Origin of the sequence: Comamonas testosteroni ATCC 11996 (assembly GCF_000241525.1) — a bacterium.
Taxonomy (GTDB): Bacteria; Pseudomonadota; Gammaproteobacteria; order Burkholderiales; family Burkholderiaceae_C; genus Comamonas; species Comamonas testosteroni.
This window is the reverse complement of record NZ_AHIL01000012.1, coordinates 1-18,224: the sequence shown is the minus strand read 5'-3', so window position 1 is coordinate 18,224 and position 18,224 is coordinate 1. Positions and strand designations below refer to the sequence as shown.

General features: G+C 59.1%; 13 protein-coding genes and 1 tRNA gene. 4 read left to right on the top strand and 10 right to left on the bottom strand.

What is annotated here, in order from left to right; genetic code table 11:
• The first annotated feature begins 33 nt into the window (after positions 1-33).
• Complete coding sequence (locus CTATCC11996_RS05290) at positions 34-3,318, top strand: type I restriction endonuclease subunit R (protein ID WP_003073899.1); 3,285 nt, start codon at positions 34-36, stop codon at positions 3,316-3,318.
• A gap of 168 nt (positions 3,319-3,486) precedes the next feature.
• On the opposite strand, the gene trfA is transcribed toward CTATCC11996_RS05290, so the two are convergent.
• Positions 3,487-4,356 (bottom strand): plasmid replication initiator TrfA, encoded by an 870-nt coding sequence (gene trfA, locus CTATCC11996_RS05285; RefSeq protein WP_003073898.1) that lies wholly within the window; start codon positions 4,354-4,356, stop codon positions 3,487-3,489.
• Positions 4,357-4,429: 73 nt separating this feature from the next.
• Positions 4,430-4,645, bottom strand: coding sequence for a hypothetical protein (locus CTATCC11996_RS05280; protein ID WP_003073897.1), 216 nt, complete (start codon positions 4,643-4,645; stop codon positions 4,430-4,432).
• A 1,975-nt stretch (positions 4,646-6,620) separates the two neighbouring features.
• On the opposite strand from CTATCC11996_RS05280, the gene CTATCC11996_RS05275 reads away from it, so the two are divergent.
• A tRNA-Arg gene (locus CTATCC11996_RS05275) sits at positions 6,621-6,697 on the top strand.
• Between the two features lie 53 nt (positions 6,698-6,750).
• On the opposite strand, the gene CTATCC11996_RS05270 is transcribed toward CTATCC11996_RS05275, so the two are convergent.
• The 5 genes from CTATCC11996_RS05270 to CTATCC11996_RS05250 form a co-directional block, all read right to left on the bottom strand.
• Positions 6,751-9,096 (bottom strand): CHASE2 domain-containing protein, encoded by a 2,346-nt coding sequence (locus tag CTATCC11996_RS05270; protein WP_003073896.1) that lies wholly within the window; start codon positions 9,094-9,096, stop codon positions 6,751-6,753.
• A gap of 116 nt (positions 9,097-9,212) precedes the next feature.
• Positions 9,213-10,919: a FecR family protein gene (locus CTATCC11996_RS05265; RefSeq protein ID WP_003073895.1), complete on the bottom strand. Its 1,707-nt coding sequence runs from the start codon at positions 10,917-10,919 to the stop codon at positions 9,213-9,215.
• A gap of 73 nt (positions 10,920-10,992) precedes the next feature.
• Positions 10,993-11,703, bottom strand: a complete 711-nt coding sequence (locus tag CTATCC11996_RS05260) for a response regulator transcription factor (protein WP_003073894.1) — start codon at positions 11,701-11,703, stop codon at positions 10,993-10,995.
• Positions 11,704-11,782: 79 nt separating this feature from the next.
• Entirely contained in the window at positions 11,783-13,084 is a 1,302-nt protein-coding gene (locus tag CTATCC11996_RS05255) for a tryptophan--tRNA ligase (protein ID WP_003073893.1), read from the bottom strand.
• 42 nt (positions 13,085-13,126) lie between these two features.
• On the bottom strand, positions 13,127-13,795 hold the full coding sequence (locus CTATCC11996_RS05250) for a site-2 protease family protein (RefSeq protein WP_003073892.1): 669 nt from the start codon (positions 13,793-13,795) through the stop codon (positions 13,127-13,129).
• A gap of 227 nt (positions 13,796-14,022) precedes the next feature.
• Between CTATCC11996_RS05250 and CTATCC11996_RS05245 the strand changes: the two genes are divergently transcribed.
• Positions 14,023-15,279, top strand: coding sequence for a methyl-accepting chemotaxis protein (locus CTATCC11996_RS05245; protein WP_003073891.1), 1,257 nt, complete (start codon positions 14,023-14,025; stop codon positions 15,277-15,279).
• Between the two features lies 1 nt (position 15,280).
• On the opposite strand, the gene CTATCC11996_RS05240 is transcribed toward CTATCC11996_RS05245, so the two are convergent.
• From CTATCC11996_RS05240 to CTATCC11996_RS05230, 3 genes are read right to left on the bottom strand one after another with little or no spacing between them, the layout of a single operon-like run.
• Positions 15,281-15,604: a hypothetical protein gene (locus tag CTATCC11996_RS05240; RefSeq protein ID WP_003073890.1), complete on the bottom strand. Its 324-nt coding sequence runs from the start codon at positions 15,602-15,604 to the stop codon at positions 15,281-15,283.
• 10 nt (positions 15,605-15,614) lie between these two features.
• A complete protein-coding gene (locus tag CTATCC11996_RS05235; RefSeq protein ID WP_003073889.1) occupies positions 15,615-16,259 on the bottom strand; it encodes an L-threonylcarbamoyladenylate synthase in 645 nt (214 codons plus the stop codon).
• A gap of 18 nt (positions 16,260-16,277) precedes the next feature.
• Positions 16,278-17,141 (bottom strand): 3',5'-nucleoside bisphosphate phosphatase, encoded by an 864-nt coding sequence (locus CTATCC11996_RS05230; protein WP_034348299.1) that lies wholly within the window; start codon positions 17,139-17,141, stop codon positions 16,278-16,280.
• A 189-nt stretch (positions 17,142-17,330) separates the two neighbouring features.
• On the opposite strand from CTATCC11996_RS05230, the gene CTATCC11996_RS05225 reads away from it, so the two are divergent.
• Positions 17,331-18,224 (top strand): methyl-accepting chemotaxis protein (locus tag CTATCC11996_RS05225; RefSeq protein ID WP_003073887.1); only part of this gene is annotated, 894 nt, incomplete at its 3' end.

The following is an 18,224-nucleotide window of genomic DNA, read 5'->3' as shown; positions in this document are numbered from 1 at the left end:
GCCTTCACCCACAAAGCCAAACCTTCCTTGACTATGAGCGACCAAGCCACCGAACGCATCTTTCAAGACGACATCATTCGCCAGTTGCTGGCAAATGGTTGGTTGCTAGGCTCGCCGGAAAAGTACAACCGCGAACTGGCCCTGTACCCCGAGGATGCGCTGGGCTTTGTGCAAGAGACGCAAGACGCGCAGTGGCAAAGGTTTTGCGCCAACCACCCTAAGGATGCGGAGCAGAAGTTCTTGCAACTGATCGCTGCGCAACTGGGCAAAGCCGACCCGAATGCCACGCACAAAGACAGCCGCACCTTTGGCACGCTGGGGGTGCTGCGCCACGAGCTGCGCGACCGCAATGCGCGCCTGTCGCTGTGCCAGTTCAAGCCCGAGCACGATCTGAACCCGGACACGCTGGCCCGCTACGCCAAAAACCGCCTGCGTGTGGTGCCGGAGCTGGTGTACAGCCCGTGGGCGTCCGAAGCTCATTTGGCCGAGACCGGAACCAAGGCAAAAGCGTGGCGCATTGACCTGGTGCTGTTCGTCAACGGCCTGCCGGTAGCCACGCTGGAGCTAAAGAGCGAATTCAAGCAGGCGGTGGATCGCGCTGTGCGGCAGTACAAAACCACGCGCCTGCCCGTTGACCCCGTGGCGCGCAAGCCGGAGCCGCTGCTGACCTTCAAGCGCGGGGCGCTAGTGCATTTTGCGGTGAGCCAGTACGAGGTGCACATGGCAACCAAGCTGGAGGGGGAGGGCACGTACTTTCTGCCCTTCAACAAAGGCACGGCAGACGGCGGCGCGGGCAACGATGTGCCGCAGGACATTAACCGCTACGCCACCGATTACCTGTGGAACGAGGTGCTGCTGCCAGACAACCTCCTTAACATCCTGGCCCGCTTTGTGCACCTGCAGATTGAGGACAAGGAAGACTGGGAAGGCCGCAAGTACAAGAAGGAAAGCCTGATCTTCCCGCGCTACCACCAGTGGGACGTGGTGGGCAAGCTGCTGGCGGCGGCGCGCAGCGAGGGGCCGGGGCAGAAGTACCTGATTCAGCACAGCGCGGGCTCGGGCAAGTCCAACTCCATTGCCTGGGTGGCGCACCAGCTCTCGTCGCTGTACAAGCATGACGGCAAAAAGCAGTTTGACTCGGTGATTGTGGTGACGGACCGCACGGTGCTCGATGCGCAGTTGCAGGACACGATCTACCAGTTCGAGCACACCGATGGCGTGGTGGGGCGCATCAACAACAAAGAGGGCGATGGTTCCAAGTCTGAAAAGCTGGCCGCAGCCCTGGAGTCGGCCCAGCCTATCATCATCGTCACCATCCAGACCTTTCCTTTTGTGCTGAAGGCGATTGAAAACAGCGTGAGCCTGAAGGAGCGCTGCTACGCCATCATTGCGGACGAGGCGCATTCGTCGCAAAGCGGCTCCACGGCGCGGCAGCTTAAAGAAGTACTGATGAAGGAGGCCGGTGAAGCGGGGGATGAGACTGCGGAACTGGACAGCGACGACATCATTGCCGCCACGGTGGCGTCGCGCCGCGCATCGGGCAACCTGAGCTACTTTGCTTTTACCGCCACGCCCAAGGCCAAGACGCTGGAGCTGTTTGGCCGCGTTCCGCGCCCGGACGAGGTGCCTTCCGCCACCAACAAGCCTGCGGCTTTCCACGTGTACAGCATGCGCCAAGCGATTGAGGAGGGCTTCATCCTCGACGTGTTGAAGAACTACACCAACTACAAGGTGGCTTACAAGCTGGCCCTGAAGGTGCAGGACGCCGATGCCGAGGTGGAAAGCAAGCGCGCCAAGGTCAAGCTGAACCAATGGGTGCGCCTGCATGACCACAACATTGCCCAAAAGGTGATGGTGATCGTGGAGCACTTCAAAGACAACGTGATGGGCTTGCTGGGCGGGCAGGCCAAGGCCATGGTGGTGACCAGCTCGCGCAAGGAGGCGGTGCGCTACAAGCAGTGTTTTGATAAGTACATAACCGACAAGGGTTATCAGAAGATTCACGCCATGGTGGCGTTTTCGGGTGAGGTGGAGTTCACCGACAAAGACCCGGCTGCGGCGGGCCAGATCGGCGAGAAGTTCACCGAGACGAATATGAACCCGAACCTCAAGGGCCGCGACATGCGCAAGGCTTTCGATTCGGACGACTACCAGGTGATGATCGTCGCCAACAAGTTCCAGACCGGGTTTGACCAGCCCAAGCTGTGCGCTATGTATGTGGACAAGAAGCTGGTCGGGGTGGAGTGCGTGCAGACGCTGTCGCGCCTGAACCGCACCTACCCGAACAAGGCCGAGACGGGCACCTATGTGTTGGATTTCTTCAATGAGTCGGATGAGATTCTGGAGGCGTTTCAGCCGTACTACCAGACGGCAGAGCTGCTGGATGTGTCGGACCCGAACCTGATCTTTGCGCTGCAGGACAAGCTGCGGGCAGGGAGCATTTTTACGTGGCAGGAGGTGGAGCAGTTCTGCGCGGCGTTTTATGTGAAGAACAAGAGCAACGCGGCCATTGCCAACATTTGCAAGCCGGCGGTGCAACGCTGGCAGCTGCGCTACAAATCAGCGGTGGAGGCTTTCAAGATCGCCAAGGAGATGTTTGATCGCACCCAGAAGACGGGCGATGCTGTGCTGATTGCAAACGCCGAGAAAAGCCTGAAGGAATGTCAGAAGGAAAAGGACGCCCTGGAAATTTTCAAGAAAGACCTGGGCACCTTTGTGCGGTTTTACGAGTTCATGTCGCAGATCGTGGATTACGACGACACCGACCTGGAAAAGCTGAGCCTATACGCCCGCAACCTGCGGCCCATGCTGCGCGAAACTTTGCTTGAGGAAGACGACATTGACCTGGGCAACGTGGTGCTGAGCCACTACCGTGTGGCCAAGATACGCCAGCAGGATCTGGTGCTCAAAGAAAACAGCGCGGACTACAAGCTGGAGCCCGGCGAAGGCTTGGGTACGGCTAAGCCGCAGGACAAGAAGGAAGAGTTTCTGTCGCAGATCATCCACCGCCTGAACGAGGTGTTTGTTACCGACCAGCTCACCGACAAGGACATGGTGAACTACGTCTACACCATCCGCGACAAGGTGGGCGAGAACGCCAAGGTGATGAAGCAGATCGAGAATAACTCGCCCGAACAGGCCATGCTGGGCGACTTCTCTAAGGCGATAGACGACGCCATCATGGACAGCAGCGAAGCCCACCAGAACCAGATGATGCAGTTGCTGGCCGACCCAGACAAAGCGGCCAACTTTGCGCGGGTTGTGTTTGATCTGCTGGTGCAGGGGAGTACCCCCAATTTCCACCGTTACGAGAAGTAGATCGGTTATGCGGGAGGTCTAATCGCTGATTTTGGGTAGTGCCCAAGGCTATGTGGCGGCGGTTGTGATGTGTTTCATATTGATCTAGCGCGCCCGCTGCATGGCAACCGCTGCCATCAGCCATACCTTGCAGTAGCGCCAAGTGGGTGCTCGATGCTAAGAGCGACGCTATGCGGATACAGCTATCCAAAGCGATAGCTGTTGCTTGCCTTTTGTACTCATCTCGACTTTGCTATTGGCAACGATGCTCAAACGCTCAAGTTCCTGGCATGCTCGCACTAATGCCTTCTTGAAATCTCGCATCCTCCCCCGATACTGCATTTTTTCCTTGAGCCGTTCCAGCGAATAGCGCTGTACGAGGTCACTAGACGTTGCTATAAGCCGCTGAAGAGCCTTGGCCATATCTTGTCCCCTGGCTATTTGCTTTCGTTTCTCCCAATCCAGAAGGGCGTACTCCTCGTTGCCAAATAGCACTGCCCATCGCGAATCCAGGGTGAAGGTATAGCTCTTTGTGACGGGGTCATAGTAAAAGCTCTGGACAATGTGAAACGCATCAAATTTCCCCACTCGGTACTTCCTGTTGCCGTCCGATCGCCTTGCTTCAACGATGAGTGTTGCCTTGGTTAGCGCTTTCATCCGCCTCATGAGCCACTGGTACTGACTCAAGCTTGTTTGCCTGCCCATCGCACGTAGAAAAGCTGCACGATTAAGCTTTATTGGCAAGCCCAACGGTTGATTTTTGGTCTCGAAAAATAGTTGCAACGCAATATCCGCATCAGCTTCATTGAGCTGCTCTCCCGAATAGCTCATGACAGCATCTGCGCGCGTCACAAGTAGTGCCTCGGTGAGCTGCTCTCGCCGCCCTCTAGCTATAGGAGCAAAGAGTGACGATCTTGCTATCTGATTTGGCATGGCACGCCTTTGATCGTCCAAGCCACGAAGAAACAACTCAACGGGCTTACGAGCTGCTCGTTGTATCTCTGCATGAGCCTGTGCTTCGTCTGCGCGTTGTTTAAGACACTCGAATGAATCCTCCATACGCGACTACTGCAGCAACGCCTCAATTTGCAGCGCATCAACGAGTTCAGACATCAACATGCAGAACCCTAGCTCAGCTCATGTCATCAATGATGGCGGCAATCTTCGCAGTGTCGAAATAAACGCGGCGCCCGAATTTTTTACGTGCCGCATTGACCTGGCTTGCCCATCCTGCATTGCTACGCAAGCTGATACGCAGGCCATCGGGCGAACGATGAAGTTCTTGAGCCAAATGCACCAATGTCATCAAAGTTCCGTACTTGCTGACCAGGGTCTGTTCTTTTGTCATGCTCTTACTCCAAAAACAACCGAAACACATCGGGTATGAGCGAAGTTTGGGCAAATGAACTGATCAGCGGAAGTATGGTGAATATAGTGAAAATGAGACAAGCAACGCTTAACTTGTTGTCGTGTATGTGTTTTTTATTTTTTGAATTTATCTGCTTCAACGCTTGGGCGCATGGATTCGAGCTATTTCGATGATGCAGCGCTGACTTATTGAGCAGGAACCTAACTGAAACTGATCACGCAGAAAACGGCTGCACTTCCGGCAGCGAGGACGAGCCAGCATTTCCTGGTACTGGTTGCTGATTGGTGAGCTGGAAACACCCTGCATGCGATGGCGGCACGGGTTGCCCAGCGCCATCAGTACGAACTGGCGAAGTCTTCTAGATTGGCAATCGTTAGGTCCGTGATGTTCCAGTGCTTCGCAAACGCATTCATCAAGAAGACCCAACTCCCGGTGCCATGCAGATGGCAGGCCGACTCATTCAACACGCTAGACCACAGACCCCAGTTCGGGTACAGAGGTTGCTCAGAACTTCCGCATAGCGTCGCGCCCCTTTCCGCATAGCATCGCTCTTCATCCGCATAGCGTCGCGCTTTATCCGCATAGCATCGCGCAGGGTGTCTTCAAGGTATTGTCATCATTGGTTTTTTTGTCAATTTTTTGCCCTTTACCTTCTTATTACCTTCTTTTTACCTAGCGTGAGCTGTGGATAGACAGTTATGCATGGGCTATATCGAGCAACTGCTGGGTGCAGGCCATCCGCCCACGCTCCGCTTGGAAAAATTGGCCTCTGCTTTTTGAGCGCTGGCGTTACTTGGATTTTTTCCAGGCCTTGGCCGGTGCGGGTCTGCCAAATGGATGGCCTGAGGGGAAGGTGGAAATGCGCGTCCTTAAGCGCATCCTGAGGTCAACTCTTTAGGGCTTGCTGATCTTTTGCTTATGTTCTGCTGATCTTTTGCTGATGCCCTATTGAGAGTTGCTGATGTTTTGCTGATACCGACTGCATTGCGGCACGTGGTCGATATTCGATGGAGTGTCTTGGACACTGCGGCAACTCAACTGAACGAACTTCGCTGCTTAGTGGAACATAAAGAACGTGACACGCTGTAGGTGGTTTTTAATGATTTTTTCTTTTTAAATCATTGAGTTAATGAGTGGCACACGCAAGCCGAAATGTGCTCCATTGCGAGCACATGTGATGGCGTCCTGTTGGGGCAGTGAATTTGCAGTGAGACTGCAGTGGCGATGCAGTGAACTTGCGGTGTAAGTGCAGTGATAAGGCCGTGAATCTGCAGTGCCAGTGCAGTAGTTGCTAAGGGTCTATGTAAAGACAGGGCCGCGTGCTTTGCTCGCTAGGAATGCTTCCCAAGCGTCTGTAACCGTCCCGCTCCCGCCCGAGAGGGCTATCCAGTGCTTGCGGTTGGCATCATCAAGTTGGCTCCACCAATCTTCACGTGCCCGCTCGTAGGCGGTGGGTAAGTTTTCTGTCCAATCCGGTAATGGCAGATGTTGACCTGGTTGGAGGTACGCTCTAAAACAAGGAGTCGATTCGCGCTTCATGCGTGTGGGTCATAGAGTTGTTGGACGATGTGGAAAGGAGGGCAAATTCTTAGTTTCTACCGGCAATTCAAACCCTCTTGTGAAGAGCTTGTTTGGCTTTTGGCCTGGGTTTTTCGGTACACCAGCGGTACACCCACCAGTTCTATCGAACTCCATCAAATTTCGCTAACTTACTGTCACTAAAATACTTTTAGCTTCTGCAGGTTTCGGTGCACTTCGGTACACTTCCCTAGGCAAGCACAAACCTGCCGAAACTCATAATCCTTTGGTCGTCGGTTCAAGTCCGCCACGCCCTACCAAGCTGCATGAAAGCCTGCCGTCTTCATCGATGGCAGGCTTTTTCTTTGCATGCACGCGAAAAAGTTGTCGATTTGGTCCGGGAGCCGTTTTTGCGCTGCTAGAATACAACCCTGTTGCGGCTGTAGCTCAGCTGGATAGAGTACTTGGCTACGAACCAAGGGGTCGTGGGTTCGATTCCTGCCAGCCGCACCAAAAAACGTCAAGCCTCAGAACTGAAAAGTTCTGAGGCTTTTTCGTCTCTGGGCTCAGGCTTTGGGTATCAGCAATGTGAAGCTGCTGCCTTGGCCCAGCTGGCTGCTTATCTGCAGGCTGCCGCCATGACGCTGTGCCACGGTGCGCGTGAAGGCCAGGCCCAGGCCCACGCCATCCATGCGCTGGTGCTGCTGCAGGCGCTCGAAGGGCTGGCTGAGCCTGGTCAGCGACTCCTCATCCATGCCGGGGCCGTGATCGCGCACGGCAATGCCCCATTGGCTGCCTTGCTCAACAATACGGATTTCCACAAGGGCGCTGGCATCGGTATCTTGCGGCTTGCCGTACTTGATGGCATTGGTCAGCAAATTGATGACGGCGCGGTGCAGCAGACCGGGGTCGCCATGCACGCAGGCTTCGGCATCCGGCAGCTCGAACGCCAGTTGCATGTTCTGCTGCTGGGCAAGGGTCCAGCAATCCGAGACGGCCTGATCCGCCAGCAGACCCAGATCCAGAACCTCGCTGCGGTATTGCTGTTGCTGGGCTCTGGCCAGATGCACGAAATCGTCTGCCAGCTCAAGAGACGACTGGGCATAGCCCTCAATGCGGTCAAGCAGTGCATCTTGCGACTCGATGCGCTTGCCTGTGCGCTGCATCTCCAGCAATGTGATGATGGAGCCTATCGGGGCGCGGATATCGTGGGAGATGAACTGCATGGCCTGGTCGCGCTGGGCCTGTGCACTGCGCAGGTCGCTGATGTCGACCAGGGTGATGAGCCAGCCCGTGGTAGGCGGCGCCTCGAAGCTCTGGCTCAGCAACATCAAGTGGCGGCCCTGGGTGTCGCGCCCTTCGCTCTGGCGTGACAGAGTGGCTTGCTGCAATGCACTGTGTGTGAGCAGTGGTGTGTTGCTGGCAGCGCGGCCGCCGTCGCTGCTGGCGCTGTTCAGGCCGTGGAGCAGGGCGACCAGATCGTCGCCTTGCTGGAGTTTGTGCCCCAGGCTTTCGATATAGCGGTGCGCGGCCGTGTTGGCAAGCAGCAGCAGTCCTTCGCGGTCGCAGACAAAAGTGGCCGAGGGAAGCTGGCGCAGGCTTTCGCTGACGAAATGATGCAATGCGCGCAGCTGGCGCGAGGCTTGCTCCACAGCGTCGATCCGCTGATCGAATGCATCGCTCTTGAGCGAGGGCGCGGGCAGGACCTGGCCTTGCAGATCGCGCAGCTCCAGAGCCAGAAAGCGTGTGGCGGCGCGCAGGCGCAGCCAGCTCCAGAGCGGGTAGGCAAGCGACAGGCTCAGGAGTGCCGCAGCGGGGGCTGTCTGCACATGACCCCAACGTGGCGCCAAACCGGCTATCGACAGACTGAGCAAGGCCAGCAGGATGCTGGAGATCAGCCCGCCAGAAGGCCCGAGCCAGGCCAGAGCCAGCAGGCCCAGCAGCACGGGCAGCAGATTGAGGCTGCGGTTGAGCGTGGCAGAGGCTGGCTCCAGATGTGTGTCCTGAAGGATGCCGTTGAGCACATGGCCCAGCATTTCCACATTCGAGATCAGGCGCGCATCAAAGCCGATGGGGGCTGTGAATTTTTCGCCAAGACCTGCGGCAGTGGCTCCAATCAGCACGTATTTGCCGCGAAAAGCGACCGCTGGGATATTGCCGCGCAGGATGTCGATATAGGAGTAGGTGGTGAACGGCGAGCCCAGGCTGTTCTGGCGGTCCCGCGAAGCTCGGGCAAAAGCGATGAACTGGGGCTGCAGCCTTTGCCAGGAGTTGGCTGCAACCGGGTCTGCTGGAGATGGGGCAGATGGCTGGCAGGGGCGGGTGGTCTGGCCCACGCAGTACAGGCTCAGCGCCATATGCCACCAGAGCTGGCCGGCCTTGCCTTCCTGCGCATAAAAGCGTCGCACCACACCGTCGGCATCCACAGGCATCTGGGTGTGCCCCAGAGCAGCAGCCTCGCTGGCAAGGCTCTGTAAAGGGGTGGTGGCAGCGCTTTGCGCGGCGCGCGTGACGGGCAGCACTACATTGCCGCTTTTTTGCAATGCTCGTTGCAGCAGCAGATCGTCTCCGGGGTAATCCCAGTCTTCCTCGCTGAAGACCACATCCATGCCGATGGCGCGAGGCTGGCCTTGGGTGATGCGCTCCAGCACGGCGGCGTGCAGTGCACGCCGCCAGGGCCAGCGGCCTATGCTGTCGATACTGTCATCGTCGATGGCCACGATGACAACATCGGGCGAGGCAGGACGCTGGTGCAGCCAGGCCGAGGTGTCCTGAATAATGCCGTTGAGACGTGCCAGCTGCCCCGGGCCGCTGAGCCACCAGGTCATGCCGAGCAGGAAAGTGCTGAGCAGCAGCCAGCTCAGGCGCAGGTTCTGCAAGCGGCTTTTGCGCAGGTTGGGAGCTTCAACCATATGGGCGATTCGGTGAGAAGCACATAAAACAATATCTACCAGCGCTTGCTACATAAGCGATCAAGATATGAATCCTATGAAGTTTCATGGAATTCAAGCGCTGGCAGCTATTGTTTTTACTGGCGCATCAGGCGTGAACCGTCGCCGGAAGTCATCGTCTGCCCCTCGGACGAGGTCACCCAGTTGCCGGTCTGGAATTGGCGCGCGGCAGAGAGATTGCTGCGCAGGCCGTTGGCGTCCTCAACCTGCATCTGCAGATAGTAGGTGCCAGGAGGCAGGTCCTGCGTGCTCCACTGAGGCTGGGTCACCCAGATGTCGATCAGGGGTGCCGTAAAACCGGCGTCGCTTGCCACCACGATGCGGTAGCGTTGACCCTCTTCACCTGCCCAGTGAATATGGCTGCTGCCTTCGCCGGGCGCGCCGCCGATCTGCAGCTCGGGCGATTTGGGTGCCAGGGCCAGTTTCATCTTTTGAGGGGGGGCAAAGGGGCCCGCATCCGGCTGGCCGTTGCCCAGCGTGCGGATGCTGCCCACGCGCCACAGGTACTCGCCGACAGGCAGCCTGGCCAGCGCCTCGGCAGGCAGGGCGCAGTCCTTGAGGTCGTTGGCGTCGATGAGCGGCTGGGCAAAGCTGCCGTCGGCGGCAGCTACCTGGATGCGGTAGGCCGAGGCCTCCGCCACCTGGGTGCATTGCAGGCCTTGCTGGCCCTGTCCGATGGTGGCTTCAGGTGCTGGAGACTCATAGAGTGGCGGCACCGGATGAGCTTTGATGCGCAATGCCTGCAGGCTGCGCTTGCCAGGAATGCCGTTGGCGTCAATGGCGCGAATGGCCGCAATGTAGCTGCCGTCTTCCACTCCCGTCAGGCGTGCAGGTGATCTGGTGAACATGCCGCCGCGCACGATCTGGGTCAGCTCCCTGTCCTGAGCCAGCAGCACTTGGTAACGCACGGCACCAGCCATGGCAGGCAGGGGCAGGCTGACCCAGCTGGCGTCTTCGACAAGAGAGGGCCAGGCCGCAATATCGGGAGCCTCCAGCATGGCGGTGGGTCTGCCGATCTGGCCGTTGGCGGAAACGGACAGACCTTGACCTGGCCTCAGCAAGGCTGAGGGCTGGCCCGTCTGTACGGCGACCGAGCCTTCGTCGACGGCAGCAGCCGTGCGGCCCTCGTCATCGCTCATTACCAGAAACTGGGTGCCGCGCACGCTGGTCGAGGCCGCCGGGGTGCGCACTTCGAAGCGGCGCTCGCCATTGGTCTGTCTGGACACTTTTGCTTCAATCGCGCCTTCGCGCAGATCGATGACGGACTGCAGAGTGCCGGCTCGGCCTTTGCGGCGCATCTGGCGCAGCTCGACATCGGATTCGGACTGCACGCGCACCAGTGAGCCATCTGCCAGGCGCACAGAGACAAAGGCGTTGGCGGGAACCTGCAGCGAATCGCCCTCCTGTAGCAGCTGGCCTTTTTGCACAGGCTGCGGCGGCGCGTTGACGGAGTCTGCGAGATGGCTCACAGAGCGTGTGCTTTGCACATCGCCCTGCACAAACACCACCGAAGCCATCGCGGCGCGCAACAGGCGCGTGGGAATTTCCAGCACCGAACCTGGGCGCAGGCGCAAGGGGTCTTCCACTTTGTTGTGGCTTTGCAGTGCTGTCCAGCGCATGTGGTCGCCCAGGTAGCGTGCTGCCAGCGTCTCCAGCGTATCTCCAGTCACCACGTGGTGGGCAATGACATCGTTGCCGCGGGGCGTGATCTGGGCATGAGCCAGACCTGTTGCCGTCATCCCTCCAAACGCCACCCACAGCATGCCTGCACCCAGAATAGGCATGGGGGAGTGGACGGAAAAGAGGTTTTGACGTAAATCAGGCATCTTTAAGGGCGGGTTATGGGGGCTGCAGAACTCAGGCAGCTGGGGCTGCGGGCTGCGCAGCTTCGGGGGCATCCAGGCGGTAACCATAGCCATAAACGGCTGAAATGGCATAGGGCTGACCGGCGCGCAAGTTCAGCAGATTGCGCAGGCGCGAGACATGGGTGTCCAGCGAGCGTGACTGCACCTCGGCGTTATGGCCCCAGACGACTTCGCGCAGATGATCGCGCGAGAGCAAACGGCCCTGGTTCTGGAACAGCGTCAGTGCCAGCGTGTATTCGCGGTGCGTGACCTCCACGGGCTGGCCGTCCATCTCTATGCCATTGGTGGTGGTGAGAAAGCGGTAGGGACCGAAGTCCAGCACGCTTTGTGCTGTCAGCGGATAGGCGCGGCGCAGCAGGGCGGAGATGCGAGCACGCAGCTCGCCCGCACGTACGGGCTTGATCATGAAGTCATCGGCACCACAGGCCAGGCCTTCGACAATGTCGGCCTCTTCGCTGCGGTGGGTCACAAAGATGACCGGCACTTCCTTGCTGATCTGCTCGCGCACCCAGCGCACGATATCGGGCCCCTTGACATCGGGCAGCTCCCAGTCAATCAGCAGCAAATCGAAGCTTTCGCGGCGCAGGGCTTGCTGCAGGGCTGCCCCTTTGAGGTAGGAGTGACAGCTGTGCCCGGCTTCCGTCGCGACTTGTTGCAACAGTTCCAGTTGTAGTGGATCGTCATCCAGAGCAGCAATACGCATCGGTAGTTCCTTTAGTGCGAAGGATTGCATCCACGCTGTCCTTTGAATGCAGAGGCAGCGTCCATCGGGCAGCGAGGAGCTATTGCTCGGCCGCCTCACGCAGTTGTTCCAGAGCCTGGATCACCAGGTCATCGCTGACACCATCCAGTGTCTGCAGGCGCGGCTTGATGGCGGCCAGAGCCGTCGCGCCTTCGCGCTGCAACTGGGCAATGCTCTGCCCCGCTTCCTTGGGGGCTGCAAAGCCCAGGCTTTGCAGCAGCAGCTGACCGTCAGCGGCCACCAGCTTGAAGTAGAACTGGCCATCGGATTCGCGATACTGCTTGAACTGGGGCAGTGCAGTCTTGGCGGCCTTGGTCTTGGCTTTGCTGGCCTGTGCCAGATTGCGGATGCCCACGGCGCCGCGCAGCTGCTGCAGCAAAGGCGTCGCCAGCTTGCGTGCCTTGACGGCACCGGCCTGAAGAATCTCTTCCAGCTCTGCGGGGTGGGCAATCAGGTATTCATAGCGCTCGCGCATGGGGGCGATTTCACGGTCGATGCGCTCGAACAGGATCTGCTTGGCATCGCCCCAGGCAATGCCTTCGGCATATTGCTGGCGCAGGGCGGCGCTTTCCTCTTCGCTGGCAAAGCCCTGATAGATCTGGAACAGGGCCGAGCCTTCGACTTCCTTGGCCTCGCCGGGGGCGCGCGAGTCGGTGGTGATGCTGTTGATGAGCTTTCTGAGCTGTTCACGCGGCGCAAACAGCGGAATCGTGTTGTTGTAGCTCTTGCTCATCTTGCGGCCGTCAAGGCCGGGCAGGGTGGCGACAGACTCCTCCACCACGGCCTCAGGCAGCGTGAAGTACTCGCTGCCGTAGATGTGGTTGAAGCTCGACGCCATGTCGCGCGCCATCTCCAGATGCTGCACCTGATCGCGGCCCACAGGAACCTTGTTGGCGTTGAAGATCAGAATGTCGGCACCCATGAGCACGGGGTACATGAAAAGACCGGCGGTCACCCCGTCGTCAGGTTCACTGCCGGATGCATTGTTCTTGTCCACCGCCGCCTTGTAGGCGTGGGCGCGGTTAAGCAGGCCCTTGCCGGTCACGCAGGTCAGGAACCAGGTCAGCTCCGGAATCTCGGGGATGTCCGACTGGCGGTAGAAGGTCACATGCTCGGGGTCGAGACCGGCGGCCAGCCAACTGGCGGCGATTTCGATGGTCGAGCGCTGCACGCGCTCGGGGTCCTGACACTTGATGAGCGCGTGGTAGTCGGCCAGAAAGTAGAAGTTCTCCACATTCTTGTCGCGACTGGCTTCGATGGCGGGGCGCATCATGCCTGCGTAGTTACCCAGGTGTGGGGTACCGCTGGGGGTGATGCCGGTCAGAAAACGGGTAGTGCTCATAGGGATCAACAACAGATATCAGTAGCAGACCAGGCGCGGGGTTCAGCGCAGCAAGGCCATGAAGGGGTAGAGGATCAGATCGATGGCCGAGTAGCCCAGGCTCATCAACGGGCGCAGCCAGTAGCTGCCGACCACGCCGGCAATCACCAGTGCCATGACGATGAAAAAGCCATAGGGTTCGACACGCGCCACCAGTTGCGCCTGTTTCCAGGGCAGCAGACCGACCAGAATGCGGCCGCCGTCCAGAGGCGGCAACGGAAAGAGATTGAACGCCCACATCACCAGATTGACCAGAATGCCGGCGCGGCACATCTCCAGGAAAAAGCGCTCGTGCAGACCTGAACCTACCAGGACGATCAGCAGCAGACCCCAGAACACGGCCTGCACGAAATTGGAGGCGGGACCGGCCAGCGCTACCCAGATCATGTCGCGCTTGGGGTGGCGCAGATGGTCAAAGCGAACGGGCACGGGCTTGGCGTAGCCGAAAAGAAACGCGCCCGAGGTAGCGAAATACAGCAGTAGCGGCATCAAGATGGTGCCGATGGGATCGATATGCTTGATGGGGTTGAGCGTGATGCGCCCCATCATGGCTGCCGTGTTGTCGCCAAAGTGACGCGCAGCATAGCCGTGCGCCGCCTCATGAATGGTGATGGCGAACAGCACGGGCAGTGCGTAAATCAGTACGGTTTGTATGAGTTCGGTGAGTTCCACGTGTTGATTGTCTCAGACGACGCGCCAAGCTGCTGTCTTGTGCCGGGACAAGCCGGTTTGCTGTTGCAGAAATGCGGGTTGCACATAGTTGTGTGGTAAACCAGATGTTGCAAAATGCAACTCGCGCAAATCCGCGGTTGCTGCCTGCAAGGCGGAACAGGTTTTGTGTGGGTTGATGAAATCAATACATAACACGGCGTTCGGCAGGACAGGGCAAGGGGATCGATATGACGGTAAGCAAGCGACTGGTGATCGCGTTTGTCAGCATCAGCGTTTTTGTGCTGGCTTTGATGGGAATTGCATGGTCAGCAATGTCCGATGTGCTGGAGGTGCTCAAGGCGGGATCGCTGACGGCGCAGCAGTCCGAGAGCCTGATGGCCGAGGTGGAGCGTTCGCGCTGGTGGCTGCTGGCACTGGGGGCCTGGGTCTGCATTTCCTGCGCCTGGTCGTGGGTCAGCCTGCGCCGCCGCATCGTCGCGCCCCTGCAGGAAGCCATCCTGATTGCCGAGACCGTGGCGGCAGGTGATCTGAGCAAGGAGTTCTCTTCCAATGCCGAAGGCGAGTTCGGACGTTTGCTGACGGCACTGAGCACCATGGAAGACACGCTGACCGAGCTGGTGGGCCGTATCAAGCAGTCCACTGATTCGCTGGCCGTTTCGGCCTACGAGATTGATGCAGGCAACACCAACCTCTCCAGCCGTACCGAGCAGCAGGTCAGCGCGCTGACCGAAACCGCAGCCAGCATGGAGCAGCTCACCGTCACCGTGCGCCAGAACGCAGAGCGTGCTCATTCGGCCAGTTCTCTAGCGGTCACAGCATCGGCCACGGCCGGACGTGGCGGTGATGTGGTGGACCAGGTCGTTCACACCATGGATGCCATCAGCGGCAGCTCGCGCAAGATTGTGGACATCATTCAGGTCATTGAAGGTATCGCCTTCCAGACCAATATCCTGGCCCTCAATGCGGCCGTTGAAGCGGCGCGTGCCGGAGAGCAGGGGCGTGGCTTTGCCGTGGTGGCCAGTGAGGTGCGCTCGCTGGCGCAGCGCAGTGCCGAAGCGGCCAAGCAGATCAAGGAGCTGATCACGGCCAGCGTGACTCAGGTTGAAAGCGGCTCTGGCCTGGTGGGCCAGGCAGGTAGCACCATGAAGGAAATCATGCAGTCCGTGGGCCAGGTCACAGGCCTGCTGAGCGAAATCTCCGGTGCACTGCAGCAGCAAAGCGAGGGCATCGCCCATGTGAATACGGCCGTGGCTCACATGGACAGCACCAATCAGGAAAATGCCGCCCTGGTCATGCAGGCCACGCAGGCCGCTGCTGCGCTCAATGCGCGCACGCAGGATCTGCAGCAGGCGGTGGGTGCCTTCAAACTCGATGACGATGAGTCGCCTGGTCTGGCTCCTTCTGCCATGCCAGCTCCGCGCGCAGCTGTGGCCACTCAGGCGCGTCCGGCTCGTGCCCGCGAGCTGGCCTATGAAGAGCTTTGATTCAGCGAATTTCGTGCACAGAGCCGTAAATGGCTACGACGGTAAAGCCGAAATGGAGGCAGATAGCTGTTCCCAGCAGGACTCTGCGGCGCAGCATGGAGTCATCCTCATGTGCCGACAGTCCTGGAGAGACATGGAATGATTGGTCTTTGCCATAGGCTCTGATTGCCCACGCCGTCCAGAGGGTGGCCAGGGCATAGATCAGCCATGACTGAGACGCCTGCCAGAACAGCACAGCCACCATCACCGAGTACGCGCACAAAAAGCCCATGAGCCAGGGCCAGTGGCGCTGGACAAAGTCTTGCGGCAGCTGCTTTTCCTGCATGAGGCCGCGCTTATTCGGGCTGAAGGCCTATGTCTTTCAGGCTGCCCATGCCCTGGCGCACCACGACGGGCGAATTGTTCAAGGCCATGGGCGTGAGGTCCAGCACCGTGGTGGGTTGCTGCGGACAGGCACCGGAGTCGACCACTGCGTCCAGCTCATGGGGGAAGCGCTCCAGAATCGACTCGGCATCATTGAGCGGCTCGGTCTCACCGGGCGCAATCAAGGTGGTGGCCAGCAAGGGCTCGCCCAGTTCTTCCAGCAGCAGCTGCAGACCCTTGCGATCCGGCACCCGCAGGCCGATGGTCTTGCGCGAAGGATGGCTCAGGCGCTTGGGTACTTCCTTGCTGGCTTCAAGAATAAAGGTGTAGGGGCCTGGCGTGGCCAGCTTGAGCAAGCGGTACTGGCGGTTGTCCACGCGGGCATAGTTGGCCAGCTCGGACAGGTCGCGGCACAGCAGCGTGAGGTGGTGCTTGTCGTTGATCTGCCGGATGCGGCGCATGCGGTCCACGGCGCTCTTGTCATCCAGGTGGCAGACCAGGGCATAGCTGGAGTCGGTGGGTACTGCAAGAATGGCACCCTTGCGCAGCATGTCTGCCGCCTGCTTGATGATGCGCGGTTGCGGGTTCTCTGGGTAGACTTCAAAAACGATGGTCATGCAATCTCTCTCTGTGATTTATGCACGCTGTATGCGGTCCTGCAGCAGCTCCCAGACGGGTTTGAGCTGGCTGGGCAGATAGGGCAGCTGCCCCAGGTCTATCTGCGATTCATCGGGGCTGTGAAAGTCGCTGCCGCGCGATGCGGCCAGTCCGAACTCCAGGGCCAGATCGGCATAGATCGCATATTCGTGTGGGCGATGGCTGCCGGTCACGACCTCCACGCCCTGGCCGCCGAGTTCCTTGAACTTGGAAAACAGTGCATATTCCTCGTTGCGGCTCAAGTCGTAACGTGCTGGGTGAGCAATCACGGCGACGCCGCCTGCATCCACGATCCAGCGCACGGCATCCTCCAGATTCGCCCAGACATGGGCGACATAACCGGGCTTGCCTTCTGTCAGATAGCGTTTGAAGACTTCATAGGTGTCGCTGCAGACTCTGCTCTCCACGAGAAAGCGTGCAAAGTGGGTGCGCGAGATCAGCTCGGGGTTGCCTGCATGGCGCAGCGCTCCTTCATAGGCGCCGGGAATGCCAGCCAGTTCCAGCTGCCTGGCCATTTCGCGGGCGCGTGGGCCGCGGCCGTTGCGCGTGTCGTACAGGCCTTGGGTCAGCGCTGCGTTTTCGGCGTCAAAGCCCAGGCCCACGATATGTACGCCGCTGCCCGAGAAGCTGACGGAAATTTCAGTGCCTGTCAGATAGTCCAGCCCCGCTGACCTGGCTGCGGCTGCTGCCCGGTGCTGGCCACCGACTTCGTCATGATCGGTCAGCGCCCAGAGCTCCACCCCTCGCTCGGCAGCACGCAGAGCCAGTTGCTCGGGCGTCAGAGTGCCGTCGGAGACGACGGAGTGACAGTGCAGATCGGCGTTCAGATAGGTTTTGGGCACGGCTTGATTGTAGGCGGCTGTACGCAATCATGATTGGTGTCATAGCACGAGCGCTGTTGCGGTCGTAGCTTGTAACAAAGCTTAAATCTCTCGCCAGGATGCCGATTAAGGATTGGCTACAGCGCTTGTGAGTTTCTGAATTCGTTAAGGCTGCCACGGTGTTGCTTGATCTATTGAGATGGATAAAAAATGAAATTGAATCAGTTCTCTGTGTCACAAAAGCTGTGGGCTTTGGTGATTGGCTTGCTGGCGGGTTTGTTGCTGGTGTCTGCGGGCAGTCTGATCTATCTGGATCGCGTGTACGTGAGCATCTCCAAGGAGGCCACACGTACCCGAATGGCTGCCAACATTGCCAGCGAGTGGCGTCATCTGACCGAGCAAAGCGTGGATCGCTCCATCGTCGCGGCCATTTCCTCCGAGGAAAACCTGGTGGAGCAGCAGCGCAAGCTGATGAGTGACGGGATTGCGCATATCACCGAACTGCAGAAAAAGCTCAACGAGCTGGTCACTGACGATGAATCACGCAAGGTGCTGGACGAGGTCGCCGAGCGCAGGCGCGCGACGCTGGAGAGCAATGCCGCCGTGCAGGCCGCGCGCAAGGACAATGATTTTGCGGCGGCCTTCGATTTGGTTGAGAAGCAGCTGCGTCCCAACGCCAAGGTATACGTGGATGCGCAGCGCAAGTTTGTGCAGTTGCAGGAGCAACGCAGCCAGCGCGCGATTGCCGATGGCGAAGCACGCCAGTCTCAGGCCTATGTGGCTATCGGTCTGGTCTGCGGCCTGATCGTTCTGCTGGGCCTGGCGATGGCGGCTCTGATCCTGCGCTCGATCATCGCTCCGTTAAATGAGGCGGTAACTCTGGCCGACTCCATCGCTGCCGGCGATTTGACGGCAACGGTACGCAATGACCGTCATGACGAACTGGGTCGTCTGCTCAAGTCCCTGAATACCATGGCTGAGCGTCTGCGCTCCGTCGTTGGCCAGGTGCGCTCGGGCGTGGAATCCGTCTCCTCGGCTTCGGGCCAGATTGCCACGGGCAACCAGGATCTCTCGGCACGCACCGAGCAGACGGCGGCCAACCTC

Excerpts from the sequence above, each read along its gene's own strand:
- CTATCC11996_RS05290 (WP_003073899.1), top strand. The coding sequence starts at position 34 with ATGAGCGACCAAGCCACCGAACGCATCTTTCAAGACGACATCATTCGC.
- trfA (WP_003073898.1), bottom strand. The coding sequence starts at position 4,356 with ATGGAGGATTCATTCGAGTGTCTTAAACAACGCGCAGACGAAGCACAG.
- CTATCC11996_RS05280 (WP_003073897.1), bottom strand. The coding sequence starts at position 4,645 with ATGACAAAAGAACAGACCCTGGTCAGCAAGTACGGAACTTTGATGACA.
- CTATCC11996_RS05270 (WP_003073896.1), bottom strand. The coding sequence starts at position 9,096 with ATGGTTGAAGCTCCCAACCTGCGCAAAAGCCGCTTGCAGAACCTGCGC.
- CTATCC11996_RS05265 (WP_003073895.1), bottom strand. The coding sequence starts at position 10,919 with ATGCCTATTCTGGGTGCAGGCATGCTGTGGGTGGCGTTTGGAGGGATG.
- CTATCC11996_RS05260 (WP_003073894.1), bottom strand. The coding sequence starts at position 11,703 with ATGCGTATTGCTGCTCTGGATGACGATCCACTACAACTGGAACTGTTG.
- CTATCC11996_RS05255 (WP_003073893.1), bottom strand. The coding sequence starts at position 13,084 with ATGAGCACTACCCGTTTTCTGACCGGCATCACCCCCAGCGGTACCCCA.
- CTATCC11996_RS05245 (WP_003073891.1), top strand. The coding sequence starts at position 14,023 with ATGACGGTAAGCAAGCGACTGGTGATCGCGTTTGTCAGCATCAGCGTT.
- CTATCC11996_RS05240 (WP_003073890.1), bottom strand. The coding sequence starts at position 15,604 with ATGCAGGAAAAGCAGCTGCCGCAAGACTTTGTCCAGCGCCACTGGCCC.
- CTATCC11996_RS05235 (WP_003073889.1), bottom strand. The coding sequence starts at position 16,259 with ATGACCATCGTTTTTGAAGTCTACCCAGAGAACCCGCAACCGCGCATC.